Source organism: Phocaeicola sp. RTP21198st1_B8_RTP21198_201120 (assembly GCF_040929485.1).
GTDB classification, from domain to species: Bacteria; Bacteroidota; Bacteroidia; order Bacteroidales; family Bacteroidaceae; genus Phocaeicola; species Phocaeicola dorei.
Map to the genome: position 1 here is coordinate 1 of NZ_JBCOCI010000088.1, position 19,781 is coordinate 19,781.

The window sequence follows — 19,781 nt, forward strand, 5'->3', positions numbered from 1 at the left end:
AAAATCCTGAGCAACTTTTTGTTGCTCAGGTACTTAAAAAGTTTAATTTATAATAGTGTTGCGGAATTAAGGATATAGAGAGTTCAAGTCAAATAAAAAAAGAAAAGGGAAGAATAAACAAAGTTTCTCTTCCCTTTACAATCTATTTTTTCACTGTTATTCAAATTTTAACGTGATACCTCCTCCATATTCTCCATCAGCCCAAAATGCTTGTGAAGACGGACCTATCAAATCTGTCGTATTCACTTTATTACGAACCGGAGGAATTACTTTCATCAGACTGATACCGGTAACAGGAAAAGTATAAAGCAAGCCGTCACGACCGTCGCGAGGCTGATAAACCCCTACATAATTCTGAGGAGTACGGTTACAAATACTTATCATTCCTTCCTGTGTTTCCAAAGTCATCCATTGCACATTAGCGAAATACCCTTTAAATTCGGGATAAGTAAAGCTTTCAGCAGGAATGGGATCATTATACTCATTTTCCCATACGCCCAACTGCGGGCCATGCAGACGGTTCTGCCATACACGGTAAGGGCCGTCACCTACCCAACGCTTGCTCAACACTTTATCTTCCGGATAATCAAACATCACCCCCATCAAATCCACAACACCACTAAAGTTGTATGTAAAGTCTATAGCAGCGGTACCGTCAGGGGAGATAGTCCATACAGCCTGATCAAAACATCCCAGTTTGTAGTTAGCGGTAACTACTACGTTATTGCCTTCTTCACGCACGCTAAAGCCCGTGAAACAACCGGCATCCTCAAATGTTGTATATTGGGTTTTCTTCTTTTCAGCCTCTTTGTCATCATGGTTGTAAAACTGGTCCATAGAACGGTCCGAACGCTTCGCAGCAATAAAACGAGGTCCATTTGTCAGGCTGATGGTACGGCTTCCAATCTTCACCCCTTTCAGTTGTCCGTCTTTCTGAGAGAAAGTAAATGTACGTCCTCCAGCATCAACCGTCAATGCATCGGCAGTTTCTTTATAAGAAGGCTTGTTTCCGGCAGAAACCTGTTGCAATCCGGCAATGTCTTCCAGTTTATAGCTCCATGTAAAAAGGTCATTCCCATTTTTATCCGTAACGGTCAGCAGTAGAGCATTGGCTCCCTTCATAGCCGCAGGAATAGTCAGTGTACCCACACCGTGAGCAGGAATGTCGGGACAGTTCACCTCTCCCTGTTTCATCACTTTCATTCCCCCCCTATCGGTCACAGAAGGCAATTGTACATATTTATAGGTGAAACGGCAAGTATTCGCATTCAAAAAATCGTACCGGTTCTCTATTCTCAGTTTGCCGTCAAACTGACTGTCAAGGCTATCAACCCTGATTTGAATAGGACACCACACCTGCTTGATGGTAAAATAACTTCCCTCTTTTTCGTGGTGCGGTCCTACAATACCATCAGCTCCATAATTGCCGCAGTTGTCAATGAATCCATTCATATCCACACGCTTCACGCCCTCGTCAGCCAGCACCCAAAGAAAACCTCCGGCACAACGAGGATGTTTACGCATCATTTCCCAATAATCATACAATCCTGCTCCATGGCCCCCATCATACAACCCGTGCAAGAATTCGGTCGGCATAAATATTTCTGGCAGACGCATATAGTTCTGGCTTTCTCCATAAGAACGATAGTGCATAGTTTCATATCCGCTGAAGTTGCCTTGCGGATGAAGCACCGGACGTTTCTGAGGATCATATTTATGAAATTCACCATCCAATTCAGTATTCCAGCCTTTTTCATTACCATTGCTCCACCAGATAATACACGGATGGTTTACATCACGGGTAATCATTTCTTTTACCAGCTTCTGCCCGTTGATAGTTTCGTGCTTGCCATGCCAGCCACTCAATTCATCCATTACATAAAGTCCCAAAGAGTCACAAGCTTCAAAGAATTCGGGATCAGCAGGATAATGACTTAGACGAACAGCATTCATGTTCATGCTTTTGATAAGCAATACATCTTCAATATTCTTTGCCTTGCTCAGTGTACGTCCGCTTTCAGGACGGAAGCTATGCCGGTTCACTCCTTTAATCATCACACGCTGACCATTGATATACAATCCGTCACTTTCACGTGTTTCAATCGTACGGAAACCAAATTTCTGATTTTCAACATGCAGGGTTTTACCGGCTTTATCAAGCAAAGTAAACGTAGCCTGATACATAGTCGGAGTTTCAGCTGTCCATAATTCAGGAGATTTTACAGTGAAATTAATCGAAGCATGATCGCTACCTGTACGGACATCCGAAGTATTTTCGGCCACTTTTTTCCCTTTAACATCTGTTATGACAGTATGTATCCTAGCACCTTCTACTGCCATATTCAGAAAACAATCAGCATAGAAATTCCCATCCGCCTTCGCATCTATTGCCAGACGATCGATATTTTGAGCTGGTTTCGCCACGATAAACACAGGACGGAAAATACCTCCAAAATTCCAATAATCAGCACGGCGTTCTGCCAAATTAACCCCTGCATTCGCACTTTCCTTGCTTACAGTTACTTCAAGTACATTCTTTTTTTTCGATCCGAAGAATACCCGGTCACTCACATTATAAATAAAGCGGTAAAAAGCTCCCTGATGCATGGAGCCAGCTTTACGACCATTTATCTTTACCTGCGTATCAGTCATAGAGCCTTCAAATACCAGCTCTATCTGTTTACCATTCCATTCGGCAGGCAACTCAAATTCATATTTATACAAACCTTGTTCATCAGCTACTCCTTCAGGAAAAGCCTTACCATAAAATTTCATGCCATACTGATAAGTACCGAATCCTTGCAGCTCCCAACAAGAAGGTACTCCGATTTTCGTCCATTTTCCGGAATTATTACCACCGGTACACATGAAATCCCATTGTACCATATCATCACAGCCACGTCCTGACAAGTATTGGCATTCTGTTTTTACGGAAGATTGCGCCAACAAACCTGCCGATAAAGCAAGGAGTGATAAAAAAGTTGTTGTTCTTTTCATTTTGATATTTGATTTTTAATTTAATTCTATTTTTCCGACTGCTTCCCGAAAAGATGTGTCGCTCATTCACACCTTTTGCCATATGTCATTTAATAAGACTGAAACGTACCCGCAAAGTATGAGGTTTCTGCTTATCAATGGCATACTTCTTCAGCACTCCCGGACCACAACTACTGTTTCCTAAACCTAAAACCGCAGCATCCAGGCTGAGAATAATCTCCTTTCGTGGTTTCAAGTCACAATCATGAGTTGCTTTATAAATATCATCCACAGTATAATATAAGGCCGAAAATGAAAATGGCCGGTCTATGGCTGTCACACGGATACCTTTCCCTTCTTTATTGGTAAGGGTCACCTCTGTGACATCCTCGTGATTGCCACTGTCCTGAGGACGGGGGTAATGTGTATATTGACTGCTCACCTTGCTGCTCCATCTGCCTATCAGACAGGACGTCTTACGGTCGGGATAATTTTCCCACGGGCCACGACCGTACCAGGAAAGATTCTCGTATTCTTCTCCCAATACAAATGCACTACCCAGACGAGGCAATTCCGGCAATTCTCCTTGTGGCAGATAAGTCTGTTCCAAATCCACCGTTCCATCCACATATATTTTATAATGGGAAGAGACACGGATGCTACCTTTGGCATAACGATATTTCACAACCGATTTCCTCGATACGGTGCCATTCGTTTCCTGAGTTTCCGTTTCGGGAGTAATCACCTCTACTTGAGGAGCATCCAATCTCTGATTCTTCCAATCTTTGGCCAACCAGTTACCGAAACTTTTATCATTATCCGTCGGAGCACGGAAAGCCTGAAAATAACTATCTTTCCATAAATCCAAAACAGAAAACTTATTTTTACGTTTACCCGGTTGTACACCGTTAGCCACCGCCATCAAATGATCATTCAAGGCAAACTGTTCCTTTAAAATCTCATGCCCGGCTTTCGCCCATAAAGCATCTTCTTTCAATACTATACTTACATTCAATCGAACATCAGCCTGCTTATTAATCTTGACATCGGGCAAAGCCATCGTTCCCGTTTCACCGGGTGCCACCAATGGAAGCGCCAGTTCCCCTTGTTCCATCTTCTTCCCATTCTCTATCAAAGTCCACAGACAGCGATATCCTTCCAGACCAATGTGGTGATTGCGGTTCGTAACTCTTAATCCTTTGGGCAAAACATCTTGTTCTTTTACTAAAAGATCTTGTTCTTTTGGAAAAACCTGAAGATCTTTTTCCATTTCCAATTTAACCGGGGCATATACTTTCTTCACCTCCCAATATTTGGGCGTAGTTTCGCGGTCACTCATCACCACACCATTAAAACAAAAAGCCTTTAAATTAGGCTGATCACCAAAATCACCGCCATACGCCACCATCTGGCGGCCATCCGGCAATATCTTATAAATACCTTGATCCACCCAGTCCCATATAAAGCCGCCCAGCATACGTGAGTTACTATAAATCTCATCCCAATATTCCTTGAAATTACCTAAAGCATTTCCCATGCAATGTGCATATTCGCTGGTCATCACAGGACGGTTATCATTCGTGCGTTCCGCTATTTCCAACAGGCGTTCCCAACGTGCGTTCTCCGCCCGTTCCTTGTCTTCCCCTTCGGGAATGCCGGGATTCAGATACTCCTGTTTCACACGGGTATAGAAACGGCTGATTACATCCACCGTTTTCGGATCGGGTTCTCCGTTCACTCCCTGAGCTCCTTCATAGTGTACGGGACGTGTAGGATCAAAATCATGTAGCCAAGCCGAAATAGCAGCAAAATTAGGTCCGTAACCACTTTCATTTCCCATGCTCCACATCACTACCGAAGGATGATTTTTATCGCGTTCCGCCATACGTACTGCACGATCCAGAAAAGCGGCGTACCAATCGGGTGTACTGGCCAATGTTCCACGCAATCCGTGCTCTTCTATATCCGCCTCATCCATCACATACAGTCCCAAGCTGTCACACAGTTCGTACCAACGGCTCACATTGGGATAGTGACTGGTACGGACTGCATTCACATTGGCTTGTTTCATCAATAATATATCCTGCAACATTCTCTCCTCACTCATCACGCGTGCCGTATACGGATCGTGTTCATGACGGTTTACCCCACGAAAGCGGACAGAATTACCGTTAACCAACATTTGTCCGTCTTTTATTTCAATACAACGAAAACCTACCGGCTGTTCCACTTGCTCTATGGTCTGTCCGTTTACATTCTGTAAACGAAGCTCCAACTTATATAAATAAGGAGTTTCGGCTGTCCAACGTTGTGGAGATTTTATAACGGCGGACATACGTCCCATCTTACGTGGACCACGTTGCGGATACCATTCATTCATCCGTGCCGCCTTATGCTCCAAATCCAAGATATCTTCCACATTGCCAACCATATTCACTATTTCTCTTCCATCCGCATCCTTCAGCACTGCCTGCAACGTATAGCCTTTACCGTCCATTCCCTGATAAACGCTGAACTGCGGATCAATCAGCAGTCTGAAATCTTGATAATTCCCCTGAACAGCAGGGAGGGTACGCACTACATAGTCACGGATACGGATATCTGGAGTATGCACCAAATGAATACTGCGATGAATACCTCCAAAACGCCAAAAATCCTGATCTTCCAAATAAGATCCGTCACTATACCGATAAACCTCTAAAGCTATTTGGTTCTCTCCCGGTTTCAACCAACGGGTGATATTGAACTCACTAGGTTCCATACTTCCCTGGCTATACCCTATACGTTCACCGTTTATCCATACATAAAAAGCGCTCATCACTCCTTCAAAACGAAGAAAAGTCTGCCCATCCGCTTTCCACCCAGCCGGTAAAATAAAAGTACGCCGGTATTGTCCCACCGGATTACGTTCCTTGTAGGTGGTATACGAAGCTTTAGGCTCCCCCATTACCCGTGGAGGATCTATTTTAAACGGATATCCTGCCGATACATAAATAGGTGTTCCGTATCCGTTGATTTCCCAATTGGCAGGAACCGGAAAACTTTTCCAATCCTCGTCATTAAAGTCCGTACGGTAGAAATCCGCTATCCGTTCGGAAGGCACAGGAGTCCACCGGAATTTCCACATCCCGTCCAGACTCATCGAACAATCCCCCTTCTGCTTGGCAAAAGGCACAAAAGCAGCCCTTGCCGGTTCCCGATTAATCTGTAATACATGATGATTCTCCCAATCATGTATTTGTTGGGCCTGTAAGGATACCGTCATCCATCCGCACAGTAACAATCCATATATTCTCATATTTTTGCTCTTTCTTTTCAAATGAAGACGGACGAAATATGATTTTGTACCATATAAATTGTAAAAAGAAAACCCTTCTCTCCGATATCATCATCGAAAAGAAGGGCAAACTTAACATGGACAAAACAATTATCTAGGATTTTGAACTATATTCGGATTAGCATCAATTTCAGTTTGTGGAATAGGAAGTGCCACCCTAGGGTCTGAAGGAGTAATGACACGAGCATCTTCAGGCATAGTCAGATGCCAGCCTCCTGAACGGTCCACTGACTTGCCATTACGCATATAATCAAAGAAAGCATGACCTTCACCTACCAGTTCTTTACGTCTTTCTTTCAAAATGCGCTCCAAGCTGAGATCAGCAGATGTTACGGATTTCGCTGGATTGGCACGGGTAACTATCGCATTCAGATATGTCAATGCTTTTTCCGTATTGCCGATTTTAAAAGCAGCTTCCGCAGCATTCAAATAGACCTCGGATAAACGGAGAATACAAAGATCATTATCCTGTGGATTGACTGTAGAAACAGCATCGGTCACACTGCCCGATTTCCCCGGATATTTAATCAGATATTTCGGTTGACCTTTGGCAGCTACAGGCAATGTATCTGCAACTGCATTTTCCGGCAAATGAGGAAATACATGGCGCACATCTTCAGGGTCTTCATTCAGCAAATCCAAATAAGCCTTTGTCAGAATCAGGTTATTCCAATCTTTCACATTATCGGCATACACCATCGGCGCCCCTTCTCCTCCCGAACCGCCTGAAGGTTCAGACATCGTAAAATAGAATTCAAACAAAGACTCTGAGTTGAAGTCTTTTCCCCATACAGAAGGATATTCATCATGAGTAAAAAGCCGGTAAATTCCCCCATTGTCATTGATTACTTCTTCTGCACATTTCAATGCATTTTCATTGTCATTCATATACAGATACACCCGGGAAAGTAAAGCTTTCACACTCCAATAATTCATATAGGCATCATGTTTTTCTTTTGTCAGTCCTCCCAACGCATCGTTCAAGTCCTTTAGCACTTGTTCGTAACATTGTGCCACTGTGTTACGTTCCGGAGCATGATCCTCCAAGGTGGTCTGAATCTCAATAGGAACTCCCAAAGAAGCCCCATTATCCAAAGTATAAGGCATACCAAATAAACGGGTCAGATCAAATAAAGCCAGTCCTCTCATTGCCAGTGCCTCCGATTTAATCCGTGCCACTTCTTCCGGCTTGGCATTCCCCGCATTCCCCGCATCCAACTTTTCTATCAGACTGTTAGCCTGATGGATCACTTTATAGGGTTGGTTCCAGACAAGGGTTATATTAAAATTATCATCCGCCGTAACATCAAAGAAATAGTAAGGAGAAACCCTGCGGCCTGCTCCTTTATTAATACGTGCCTGCACATCTTCTCCACGACAATCAGCATAATAAAGATAATTATCACCATAATAACTATGTGCGGATGCTAATCGGTATATACCATTCAATGCCACCTGTGCATCATCTATATTTTTAATGGCATCATCACTAGGAACTGCCGTAGAAGGATCTGTATTCAGCCAATCAGCAGTACACGAAACAAACATCAATGATACAGCCGCAACAATCGATAAATATATTTTTTTCATTTCGTTCTAATTTAAAGGAAATTCATTAAAAAGAGACTTCTATTCCAAAACTGTAAGTACGCATAGGAGGTGTTTCACAAAATACTTCACCGGAAACAGGCACTTCCGGATCATACTGGTCCCACTTTGCCCACGTCAACAAGTTACTGCCTGAGAAATACAATCTTGCTTTACTGACACCCAGTTTGGTCAACCACTGATCTGGCAATGTAAAGCCCAAAGTCAAGTTCTTTACACGTAAATGATCCGTGCTATGTACATAACGGGATGAATTCTGCGGTCCTGCTGCTTGGCCAAGTACAAATCGGGGTACATCTGTCACATCACCCGGCTTTTGCCAACGATCCAATTCATAAATGGGCAAGTTATAGTTCTGCTCTTTTGCACCGTCGGTTTCATTATAAGTTCCGGTTTTGTCAAAAGAATATCCTCCTAAAGAATAAGTCAATGTCAATGCTAAATCAAACCATTTGTAATTCACGATATTGGTAAAACCTCCTGAAATTTTCGGATCCACAGACTTATAAGGAATTGCCTGTGCTGCAGAAGCGTCAGTAGTAACTGTTTTGTCATAATTGCCATTTGCATCCTGTGTATTCATATAGTACAAAGCTTTTCCTGTTTGAGGATCAACCCCCGCATATTCTTTCACATAGAAGGTAGAATACGGCAACCCCACTTTATGGATAAACCAGCTTCCCTCGATAGACTGTTCCAATTTACCATCCAATGATACAATCTTATTTTTATTGTGGGTCATATTCAAAACAGAAGTCCAATTAAAGTTGCTACCGGCAAAGTTTATGGTACGCAGTTCCAGTTCCCAACCTCTATTATTCAGTTGTCCCAAGTTCCCCAAATAATTTTGGAAACCGGTAGTGCTACTGATAGGACGATTGTAAAGCAAATCTTTCGTATCGCGATTATAATATTCCAAGCTGACAAAAATACGATTGATAAATGCCAGGTCGAGTCCCAAATTCAAGTTATAGTTCTTTTCCCATTTAAGGTTCGGGTTCGGTAATGCCGATTCATAAGATCCACCGCCTCCCATATAATTCTGCCCGTAGGAATAAAGTCCCATATATCCGTAAAGAGCACCCGGTTGATTACCATTCACACCATACGAGGCACGTATCTTTAAATCACTCAGCACACTCTTTATAGATTGCATAAATTTTTCCGCACCTACATTCCACATACCGGATACAGACCAAAAATTTCCCCAACGGTTCTCGGGTGACAGGCGTGAACTGCCGTCACGACGAAAGCTACCAGCAATATAGTAACGGTCATCATAATCATAGTTGATACGGGATACATAAGAAATCATTCTTGAATCCTGAGTAGAAGACACAAAGCTGTTCAATGATGCTGCATTATCCGGTTCCACCAAATAATCTGAAGGAAGTTTGGATTTATCCCCCATTGCTTTGTCAGTCTGATAATTTTCAATTTCATAAGCTATCAATGCGTCCACATGGTGCAACTGTGCTATAGTCGTATTGTATCCCAATGAAGTGGAAGAAATCAATTTACTATATTCTATAAATCCCTTTGCCGTCTGTGCATCACTACCACTTTTAGCTCCGGCTCCACTCAACGGATTCCAATAACGGGAATCTTTCTGAATATTATAATCATAGCTAAGCGTTTCTTTTAATTTCAACCCTTTGATAATATCTATCGAAGCATAGCCTGTAGAAAACATACGTGTCATGCGGGTACGGTTATAATCTGTACGGATATCACGCAACGGATTCACATTGCTACTGGGATATGACCCTACATAATTCCCTTCAGCGTCACGTACCGGAAAAGACGGAGTGGTGTTCAAAGCCACACAAAGGAAAGGATTAATAGATGATCCACGCTCCTCATTCATTTCCTGATTCAATTGAGAGAACATCACATTGGCACCCACTTCCCCACGGGAACCTACCTTCTGGGTTACATTCAAACGCGCTGTATATCTATCTAGATTAGAATTTTCCACCAAACCCTCCTGACGGTTAAAACCCAATGAAGAATAGAACGTAGTCTTGTCATTACCTCCCGATACGGACGCTTCATAACTTTGATGATGTGCCGTACGCATTAATTCCTTTCTCCAGTCAGTATATCCCAGTTCCGGAATGGAGGCATAATCATTGATATGTAAATCAGCATACTCTGTGGGCGACGCCAATCCCGCCTCCGGATTCTTGGCTATCTCATCTTGCTGAAAGTTCATCAAACCTTCATAAATTAGCTCTCTACGCTGCTCCCCATTCAACGTTGGACGGAATTCCACAGCAGCATTAGAAAAGCCACCATCAATTTTTAATGTAGCCTTAGCACGTCCCTTTGTACCTTTTTTAGTGGTTATCAGAATCACACCGTTTGCCGCACGTGAACCATATAAAGAAGCCGCCGCCGCATCCTTTATGACTGTTATATTTTCAATATCCGAAGGGTTCAGCGTACTCATTATATTCGTTTTAGAATTATTCATGTAAGCGGCATCTGCCGAGCCACCACTCAAGCTTCCGGAAGTCACCGGTACTCCGTCAATGACAAACAAAGGTTCTTTCGATGCATTGAATGACCCCATACCGCGAATACGTATACTTTGATTAGCACCCGGCTGACCGGAATTTCCCGAAATGGACACACCCGGAGTCATACCCTGCAACTTCTGTTCTACCGATACAACCGGAACGTTCTTCAACAAGTCCCCCCGTAATGTATTTGCCGAACCGGTAAATGAGGATTTGGAAAAATTACCATAGCCTGTCACCACAACCTCGTCCAATCGTTGTGTATCCGGACGTAAAGATACATTCAGTACCCCATTGGCAGGTATCTTCGCCGTTAGTGTACTCATACCTAAAAACTCAATCACTAATGTTTTGTCTTTGTTGGGAACTTCCAGAGAGAAATTGCCATCTATATCTGTCACCACACCGATAGATGTACCGGGTATTTTGACAGTAGCTCCAATTAATGGTTCTTTATCCTCTGCTGAGAGAACACGTCCTTTCACTGTTCTATTCTGAGCTTGCACGTACAAACCGAATAAACAAGCCAAAATGAAAAAAACATACCTAGATTTATTCATGATTTATATTTATATAATTATATAATAATTTATCATGTTCCGGTCAAAAGATATGCCAACAACAATAACCGCCCGTCAAATCACTGTATATTAACTAAATAAGCAAACAGAACATCTGTAAAACTGTAGAATAAATCCACATGAATGTAGAATTTGTCCACACAAAAAAAGGGTGTGATACCACACCCTCTCATTTAATAATTATTTAAAATTAATTTTTAGTATATCCCGGATTCTGCTCCATATCAGGACTAAATGTAAACTGGTCTGTTGGAATCGGTAAAACACATTTATAATAATCCCAGTCTATTTCCTCCACGATACCCGGTAAATGATATCCTCCCTTACGAACAATGGTCTTTCCATTTCTCAACATATCAAAGAAACGATGCCCCTCACCTATCAATTCTTTACTTCTTTCTTCCAACACCCTATCCAATGTATATTCAGCCGCCGTTACTTCTTTTACAGGATTAGCACGCTGCACAATTGCATTCAGATAATTCAAACCCTTTACGGCAGATGCCCCACCTATTTTCACTCCGGCTTCCGCCGCATTCAAATAGACTTCAGACAAACGGAAAATAACATAATTATTTTCAAAAGATGGAGTCGTAGCATCTGTTCCCGGCCATTTTTTCAACCACCATACATCATTTTTATTATAAACATTCTTTTCCAGCAACAGACAGCGAATATCATCCGGATCACTCAATAACTCATCCACAAATTTCTGAGTAGCAAAAATCTCACGATACCCATTCCAATGCATTAGATATGCCAATGAACTTCGTCCTCCATTATCATCTGTACTATTAGCAATTTCAAATAATGATTCCGTACCAAACGTATTTTTCAGATCCCATGCCGGAATATATTCATCACGTGTATAAAGACGGTACATTCCATTTCCTTCCACTTCTTCAATCAAGTTGCTTGCCATTTGAAACGCCTTCTCGTTATCATCATGATACAGATAAATACGAGACAGCAATGCTCTTGCAGCATACGCATTCATCCGGCTGTTATTTTTAGAAGTACTCATTAAAGGTATAGCCTCCTCCAATGTATTGATTATGAACTCATAATCCTTTGCTACAGTGCTGCGTGGCGGATTTTCATCTAATGTAATTGCATGATCTACAATTGGAGCTCCCCAACCGGCCCCTTTATCCTTAGTATAAGGATAACCGAAACAACGGGTCAAGTCAAACTGGCAAAGTGCCATGATAGTCATCGCCTCACCTTTTAATTCCTTTAATCTTTGCTCTGAACCTTGCACTTTTCCATCATCAATCGCATTGATCACATTCCATGCATTACGGATAATATAAAAAGGACGTCCCCATAAATATCCGGCATTTAAGCTTGTAGAGCGATGATCATATAAATAACACCGGTTACAAGTTCTTCCGCTATTATAAGAACTCTGCATATCATCCCCTTTCATATCCCCATAAAAAAACATGGTTCCGCCATAATAGCCATAGCTGGACATCAAATCATACAATCCATTCACAGCATTATCTATATCCTGCTCTGTACTCAGTGCCAAATCCGTAGAAACGCTATCACCAGGATGAGTGGTTAAAAAATCATCCCCGCACGATACGGCCAATAAAGAAATCAAGCCTAATATAATTATATTTTTTTTCATAAACAGTTCGGTGTTAATTGATTAGAATTTAAGTTCAAGTCCAAATGCGAATGTTTTAAGAGGAGGAGTAAAATAACTTACAATTCCATTCAACTCCGGATCATATTGATCGTATGCAGCCCATGTCAACAAGTTGGTACCCGAAAAATAAATACGGGCAGAATTAATACCTATGGTTCTTAACCAAGACTGAGGAGCAGAAACGCCAACAATCAAACTTTTCAAGCGCAAATGATCTGTACTATGAATACCACGTGATGAGTTCCACCAGCCACCATACTCTTGTCCATACACATATCGGGGAACATCTGTTATATCTCCCGGCTGTTTCCAACGGCGGCGTAACTCTGTACTCTTATTGTATTGTGCCGTATAGCCGTCATCTTGCAAAGCATACATGGCACCATCGTAAGAATATCCACCTAAATGAAACGACAAATTAAAAGATAAATCAATAAACTTATAATTAAACGTATTCATCAATCCACCGGTTAATTTAGGATATATATCTTTCAACTCCACACGGTCGGCATCATTGGGATCATACACAATATTCCTGCTTCTATTGCCATTTTCGTCTTCTTTATTGTCATAATACATCGGGCGTCCGTCATTAGGATCCACTCCGGCATATTCTCTCAAATAAATTGTCGCATACGAACAGCCTTCCTTTCTGATATAATTTCCATCTATAAATTCCGGAAGATCCGCCAGTTTTACAATCTTATTTTTATTATGTGACAAGTTTAAAGAAGTTGTCCAACTAAAATCTTTGGTTTGAATATTACTTGAGCGTACTTCTATTTCAAAACCGGTATTTTTCATTTCACCCACATTCGTAAGAATACTGCCAAAACCACTAATAGAATTCAATTGCTTACTCATCAATAAATCCTTAGTCGTTCTGGTATACCAATCGAAAGTCAAATTAACCCGTCTGAACAGACTTAAATCAACCCCCAGATTCAATGCATAGTTCTTTTCCCAAGTCAAATCAGGATTAGCAATAGCATCTTCCCACGGAGCAGGTTTCCCATTATAAAATGCTCCGGTAGTATAAGTTCCATGATAACCATAATAACCGGTCGGCAGATTACCGTTCACACCATACGATGCTCTTAATTTCATATCCGACACAACATTCTCCCACGGTTTCATGAAGTTTTCCTGAGAGAGTCTCCATGAAGCGGAAACAGCCCAAAAGTTTCCCCAACGGGTATCAGGTGCCAATCGGGAAGAGCCATCACGACGGAAACTGAGACCTGCATAATATTTATCATTATATCCATAATTCAAGCTTCCCACATACGACACCATAGCATCTTCCTGCCTTGTATTAGTAAGATCAGCAGGTTTGGCACCATTATCCAACGACGGATTAAGTGTTTGCCCGTAAACCTGTTTCTCACCATACATATCCTCATAATCGTACTTCATAACCTCATACGCTAAGACCGCATTAATGTTATGTTTACCAAACGTTTTATTATATGCCAGATTCGTTTGTGAAGTATAACTCATTCTCTCAATCATCATCATCTGTCCGGATCCCTGTGTAGCTTCCCCATCTTTACCGTCAGGCGAGTAAAAGAAAAAGTCTTTATTTAAAGAATAGTCTACTGTAAAGATAGTAGATAACTTCAACCCATCCAAGATATGATAGGCAGCCTTGGCAGATGCCATTGTACGTGCCAGACGTGCATAATTTGAATCTACAGAATTCTCATACAGCGGGTTAATGCCTCCATTATTCTGGAAACCCGTATGATAGCTGCCATCCTCATTATAAATAGGTATAGAAGGGGTCAATTGATATTTTGAAGAATAAAGCGCACTGGCATAATACTGTCCCTCCGGCGTATGTTTATTACGAGTCCATGAAAAGGTAGCATTCATTCCATACTCAAATTTATTCCATTTACTGTTTGCATCAATACGACCGGTAAAACGTTCCATTCCTGAATTTATGCTTATACCTGTCTGATTGGTATATCCTAACGTACCAATAAAATTCGACTTTTCATTACCTCCGCTTACAGACAAACTATAGTCTTGCTGATGTCCTTTTTTCAATAAAGCATCTTCCCAATCAGCATATCCGTTGACCGGGCGTGCCGCATAATTGTCAATTTGTCCATCCGCATAAGCCTTTGCCTCGGCTTCCGAGTCCCCCTGATTCAAACGATAATTAACAAATCCCTCATAAATCAATTCCCTACGCTCTTCACCACCCATTATCGGACGATAATTGTAAGCAATATCCGTAATACCGTAAGTAGCCTGCATACTCACTCTCATTTTACCTTCCTTACCTTTTTTAGTAGTAATAAGGATTACACCGTTAGATCCTTTTGCTCCATATAATGAAGCAGAAGCGGCATCTTTCAATACGGTTATACTTTCAATATCCGCAGGATTTAATGTCTCGATCAAACCAAGTCCTCCCGCGCTGGCATTGGCACTTAGACCACTCATATCCCTAGACGCTACCGGCACACCGTCCAATACATAAAGAGGTTCTGTAGAAGCATTCATAGAAGCAATTCCACGCACCCGCACTGTAGCTTTAGAACCCGGCTGGGAAGAACTGGCTACTGAACTTAACCCCGGAATATTAGCCTCCATCATCTGTGCTACAGACACAACAGGCAATGACTCCAATTTATCCGTATTCAAAACAGAAGCAGACCCCGTATAAGTAGCCTTCTTAAAATCACCATAACCAGTCACTACCACTTCATCCATCAACTGAGAATCCTCCTTCAGCATCACTCTTATTTGCCCGTTAGCAGGCACTTTCACCTCCGCCGATTTCATACCGATGTAACTGATTACGATAATATCACCCTGTTTAGCATCAAGAGCGAAATTACCTTCAATATCGGTAATCATACCGGTATTGGTTCCCTTGATAATTACGGACGCCCCGATTAAAGGCATTCCGTTAGCATCCTGCACATTACCTGAAACATGTTTTTTCTGCTGTACGCTTTCCACACGATCTGAAACCGGAGAAGATAGTGCATGGTTTTCCACTGCGAGCACGGAGCTCAATCCTGTAATAGACATTGCCGAATAGGCAACTACAAACAAACATCTGCATTTGTCTGTAATTCGAGTGTGTGTGTCTTTATTCCTCATAAAATTGAGTATATTTATAAATACCATATATGAGTTCAGCTTATTCATACATATTCCAATCGTCATTCTGTCACCGAATAAGCCTAATCTTTCTCCGTATTATATTAAGGTTGTGACAAATATATAAATTAAAATCTATAAAAGAAACAAAATGAATATTTTTTTCTCCTCATATCGATAAATAAAAATACAACATTCATCCAAATAAAAAATGTGCCAAAAGTATTTACTACCTTTGGCACATACCCACCCGGCTGTTTGATATATCAATAAACTGCCGAAGCGATCACTTGTATAAACAAAATAAGGAACACCATTGCAATCGGATACACCGTAGCGTATGCAACACTCGGAATATTACTATCTACCATGGAATCGGCTGCCGCAAGACCGGGCGTACTGGTCATACCACCAGTGATGGTGCCCAGCAAATCCAACAAACTGATTTTAAAGACCAACCTGCCAACCACAACAGCAACCAGCATAGGCACAACAGTAATGGCCGCCCCCACTCCGAACAATAACAATCCGCTCTCCTGAAAAGTAGCCACCAGATTCTTACCGGCAGAAGTACCGACCTCAGCCAAAAACAGCAATAAGCCCAACTGACGTAACAACTGATTGGCAGGACCGGACATAGACCACAATATGGGTCCTGTCTTTCCCACGGCACTCAGCAACAATGCCACCATCAATACTCCTCCGGTCAATCCGGGTGAAAATGAAACGCTGTCTGAAAATGAAATATTTATTTTACCGAACAATACACCTAATACAATCCCCATAGCTATCGGGAAGAAATCAGTATCAGACAACTGTTTGGCATTATTCCCCAACAAACGAGCAACGCCTCTGAGTCCTTCCCGTTCACCGACCACCATCAACTTATCACCGAATTTCAAGGCCAAATCCGGAGAAGGTGACAAGTCTATGCCGCTTCGACGGATACGGGTTACCGTACAACCAAAGTTACGTTGTAAATTCAGATCTCCCAATTGCTTGTTTATCATATCTTTCTTTGTCAGCAATAAAGATTCAATCTCCTGTGTCTGGTCCAGAGGCAATTCGCCTTCCTCCCGTTCTCCAACCAATACGGCAAACTGATTCAGCGCTTCCTCACTTCCCACCGCCTGCACATAGTCGCCTTCCAGCAACATGGTATTCGCTTTAGGCATCAATATAGAATCCTCATGCTTTACCCGCGAAATAACGGCTCCCGTCATGGCACGCGCATTTATTTGCGCCAAAGTACGTCCGAATACCGCTTGATTGGTCACTCTGAAAATGCAAGTTGTCAGTTCCGGAAAACCGCTGCGCCGTTCCAGTTCCAACCTGCGCGCTTCTTTATCCAGATCCACCCGCATAATCTTGGGTAACAGCTTCACAAACAAAATCACCCCTATCACTCCAAACGGGTAAGCAATACCGTATGCAATGGAAGCCAACGGTGAATTTGTACTGTCTATAGCTACCGCCAGACCAGGCGTACTGGTCAATGCCCCTGCTATCAATCCCACCACACTGGGCGTATCAATGTCGAAAGCATACTTCAGTCCTACCGCCGTCAGACAGGCAGAGCAAATAATAAGCATAGTAATAAGAATCAGTGTCTTTCCTTTACTCCTGAAAGAATCAAAAAATCCGGGACCGGCCTGAATACCGATGGTAAAGATAAAGAGCACCAAACCGAAGTTCCCCAATTCTTTAGGAATGATCACACCGAAATGTCCGAAAAGCAAGGCAATGAAGATAACGGCCGACACATCCAGCGACAAGCCCTTTATCTTAATCCTCCCTAGCATAAAACCCAACGCTACAATAAGAAAGAGCGAGAAATAAGAAGAATGCAGTAAATCAATTAACATATTTTTAAGAGGTTAGTTTCAGAGCACAAAGATAGTAAAAAATGCCAAATGCTGAAACCTTCCCCTTATGATTCCATTTTATATTTTCAGATCGCCCATTTAATGATACATATAGATTTCAGATCTCCTCTTTCGGTGGTCTGATAAAACATTCATTTAATATCAGAACTTCATTATATCCCAATACTTTAACCTTATGAGTATATAAACATTCCAACAAATCATCTTGGGTATTCTGAAAAGCAGTAAACGGTGCCCTATGGGAATGTTCAGGTATAGATATATTTAAGTAAATCCGATGTGATTTATAATCTACAATATTCAATTCCACCAATTTGTTCAATGTTTCATACAATTGTTTAAAAGCATCTCCTGCATTCCTCTCTATGTTCTTTTCCAAACAATATTTAAGTTCAACCAAGCAAACCCATCCCTTACTGCTTGCCCTACTGGAAACAAACATACATTCACACTGATCAGAACCTTTCAACACAGCCGGATTCTCCTCAAAATTCACTGCCCAATAAGTCGTTTTTCTTGGATTAATCAAATGAAAAGAAGCTATATCATCAGGATCTTCTTCCTTTATACATACTTTCCGTTTACCGGCTGTCGCTTGTGTATAATCCATGACATAGGCGTCACCTGTCATCTCATTATATCTTGTAAAAGCTTCAATCCTCATCACAATAATCCATTAAGGCAGCAAAGTCTGTCATGATATTCTTCATTATCCGATCAAAATAGTTATTGCGAATCAATCCTCTTTCATCTTGAATAGTATAGTTCGGATTCTCTTTATAAGGAAAAAATTTTCCATTTTTAATCTCCCATACAGAAACATCCTCCGGCTTGACAAACGAATCCTTCATCTTTTGTAATCCCTCCTCTTCTTCCGGTATATTTTCTTGTACCAAAGCCCCCAGCATGCAATTATTCAGTGCATAAAGCAGATAAGGGCTGTGGGTAGTCATCAGTAAATGATCCCGTCCGCTATTGATCATCTCCAACAGATCATAGATAAGATCTTTTTGAGTTTCGGGAAACAAATTCAACTCCGGCTCTTCCACTATAATGTTGGAGTAATGAGGATGAGAAATATTCTCTTCAAGTTCCAAAACGGTTTCCAACAAATTATCCAAAGAATCATTACCCGCTTTTTTCAAGGTCTTTGCTGTTCCTAATATCTTTTTGAACCCTGGAGAAAGCTTTGCTTCTTTTACTGCCTGATTCAAGAATTCCTCATCCATAACAACATTCATTTGTTTGGAAAACATTTTAATATACTCCCTGGACAATGCCCCTTCTATTCTGTCTTTCTTTTCAAAAGAAATATCTTCCTGATGATCATATATCCAATGGGTTAAATAATATACATAAACATACAACGGCACAACCGACTGCAACCCGCTGGAAGCCTCCTCCAATCCTATTTCTTTTCCATCTTCCAGCACAATCATATCCTTTTGGGATGATTCGTCATAATAATACTTCAATTTCAGTTTCAGCAAATCGACAGCATTTTTCTTTTGGAACTTTTGATGAACTTCCAACCAGTCAAAAATAAAGCTTCTTGTATTATATTCAGGCATCTTCAATGACGCAATATTGGGTAACGTAACAGCATTTCTTTCAGCGGGTATATAAGCGACTTTGCCAATTTTGCACCTTTCAAACCCGTCTTTTAATTTAGCGAAGCACATATCTTTTGTATAACAAAAATCAATAGCATCACCCACAAAGAATATAGCATATCCTTCATTCAGATAGTTTTTCAATTTATGAAACTCTAGCAACTGTTTTTCCACAAAGCTCCAACTTACATAATCAGTGTTACGACGCATCAGCACATCCTTTTCCAACCATAGACAGAAACTGATAACCTTAGCTATTGTACTTTTCCCACTGCTTTGCGGACCAATCAGCATGTTCACTTTATTCAAAGTAAAATCAACATGCTCTATCGGACCGATCTTATCTATTATAAATTTTGGCATAAACTCTGTTCTGACGAATTCAAACTTTTTAAGAGAACAAAGATAAACCTCAAATCCGCAACTAAGCCCTTGAACGTCCTTATTGCGTTTACACGTCCTCTCATTACTGAATTTGCAG

The 19,781-nt window shown here is 41.4% G+C and carries 9 protein-coding genes; all 9 read right to left on the reverse strand.

The features are described from left to right. Positions 1–156: 156 nt before the first annotated feature. Positions 157–2,997 (reverse strand): glycoside hydrolase family 2 protein, encoded by a 2,841-nt coding sequence (locus AB5935_RS20585; RefSeq protein ID WP_038609198.1) that lies wholly within the window; start codon positions 2,995–2,997, stop codon positions 157–159. A gap of 85 nt (positions 2,998–3,082) precedes the next feature. Then, entirely contained in the window at positions 3,083–6,274 is a 3,192-nt protein-coding gene (locus AB5935_RS20590; protein WP_007852566.1) for a glycoside hydrolase family 2 TIM barrel-domain containing protein, read from the reverse strand. A gap of 129 nt (positions 6,275–6,403) precedes the next feature. Then, positions 6,404–7,903: a RagB/SusD family nutrient uptake outer membrane protein gene (locus AB5935_RS20595; RefSeq protein ID WP_007838023.1), complete on the reverse strand. Its 1,500-nt coding sequence runs from the start codon at positions 7,901–7,903 to the stop codon at positions 6,404–6,406. Between the two features lie 25 nt (positions 7,904–7,928). Continuing rightward, on the reverse strand, positions 7,929–11,003 hold the full coding sequence (locus AB5935_RS20600; RefSeq protein ID WP_007838022.1) for a SusC/RagA family TonB-linked outer membrane protein: 3,075 nt from the start codon (positions 11,001–11,003) through the stop codon (positions 7,929–7,931). A 211-nt stretch (positions 11,004–11,214) separates the two neighbouring features. Further along, positions 11,215–12,660, reverse strand: coding sequence for a RagB/SusD family nutrient uptake outer membrane protein (locus tag AB5935_RS20605; protein WP_007838021.1), 1,446 nt, complete (start codon positions 12,658–12,660; stop codon positions 11,215–11,217). A 21-nt stretch (positions 12,661–12,681) separates the two neighbouring features. Continuing rightward, the gene (locus AB5935_RS20610; RefSeq protein ID WP_032933784.1) at positions 12,682–15,801 is read right to left on the reverse strand and encodes a SusC/RagA family TonB-linked outer membrane protein; all 3,120 of its coding nucleotides are present in this window, start codon (positions 15,799–15,801) and stop codon (positions 12,682–12,684) included. Positions 15,802–16,067: 266 nt separating this feature from the next. Further along, positions 16,068–17,666 carry an aspartate:alanine exchanger family transporter gene (locus AB5935_RS20615; RefSeq protein WP_005843762.1) on the reverse strand — a complete coding sequence of 533 codons (1,599 nt, stop codon included), beginning with the start codon at positions 17,664–17,666 and terminating at the stop codon, positions 16,068–16,070. Positions 17,667–17,784: 118 nt separating this feature from the next. Next, positions 17,785–18,351, reverse strand: coding sequence for a hypothetical protein (locus AB5935_RS20620; RefSeq protein WP_007838017.1), 567 nt, complete (start codon positions 18,349–18,351; stop codon positions 17,785–17,787). Beyond that, a partial coding sequence (locus AB5935_RS20625) for an AAA family ATPase (RefSeq protein ID WP_368327541.1) occupies positions 18,341–19,781 on the reverse strand: 1,441 nt, incomplete at its 5' end. The genes AB5935_RS20620 and AB5935_RS20625, both read right to left, overlap by 11 nt.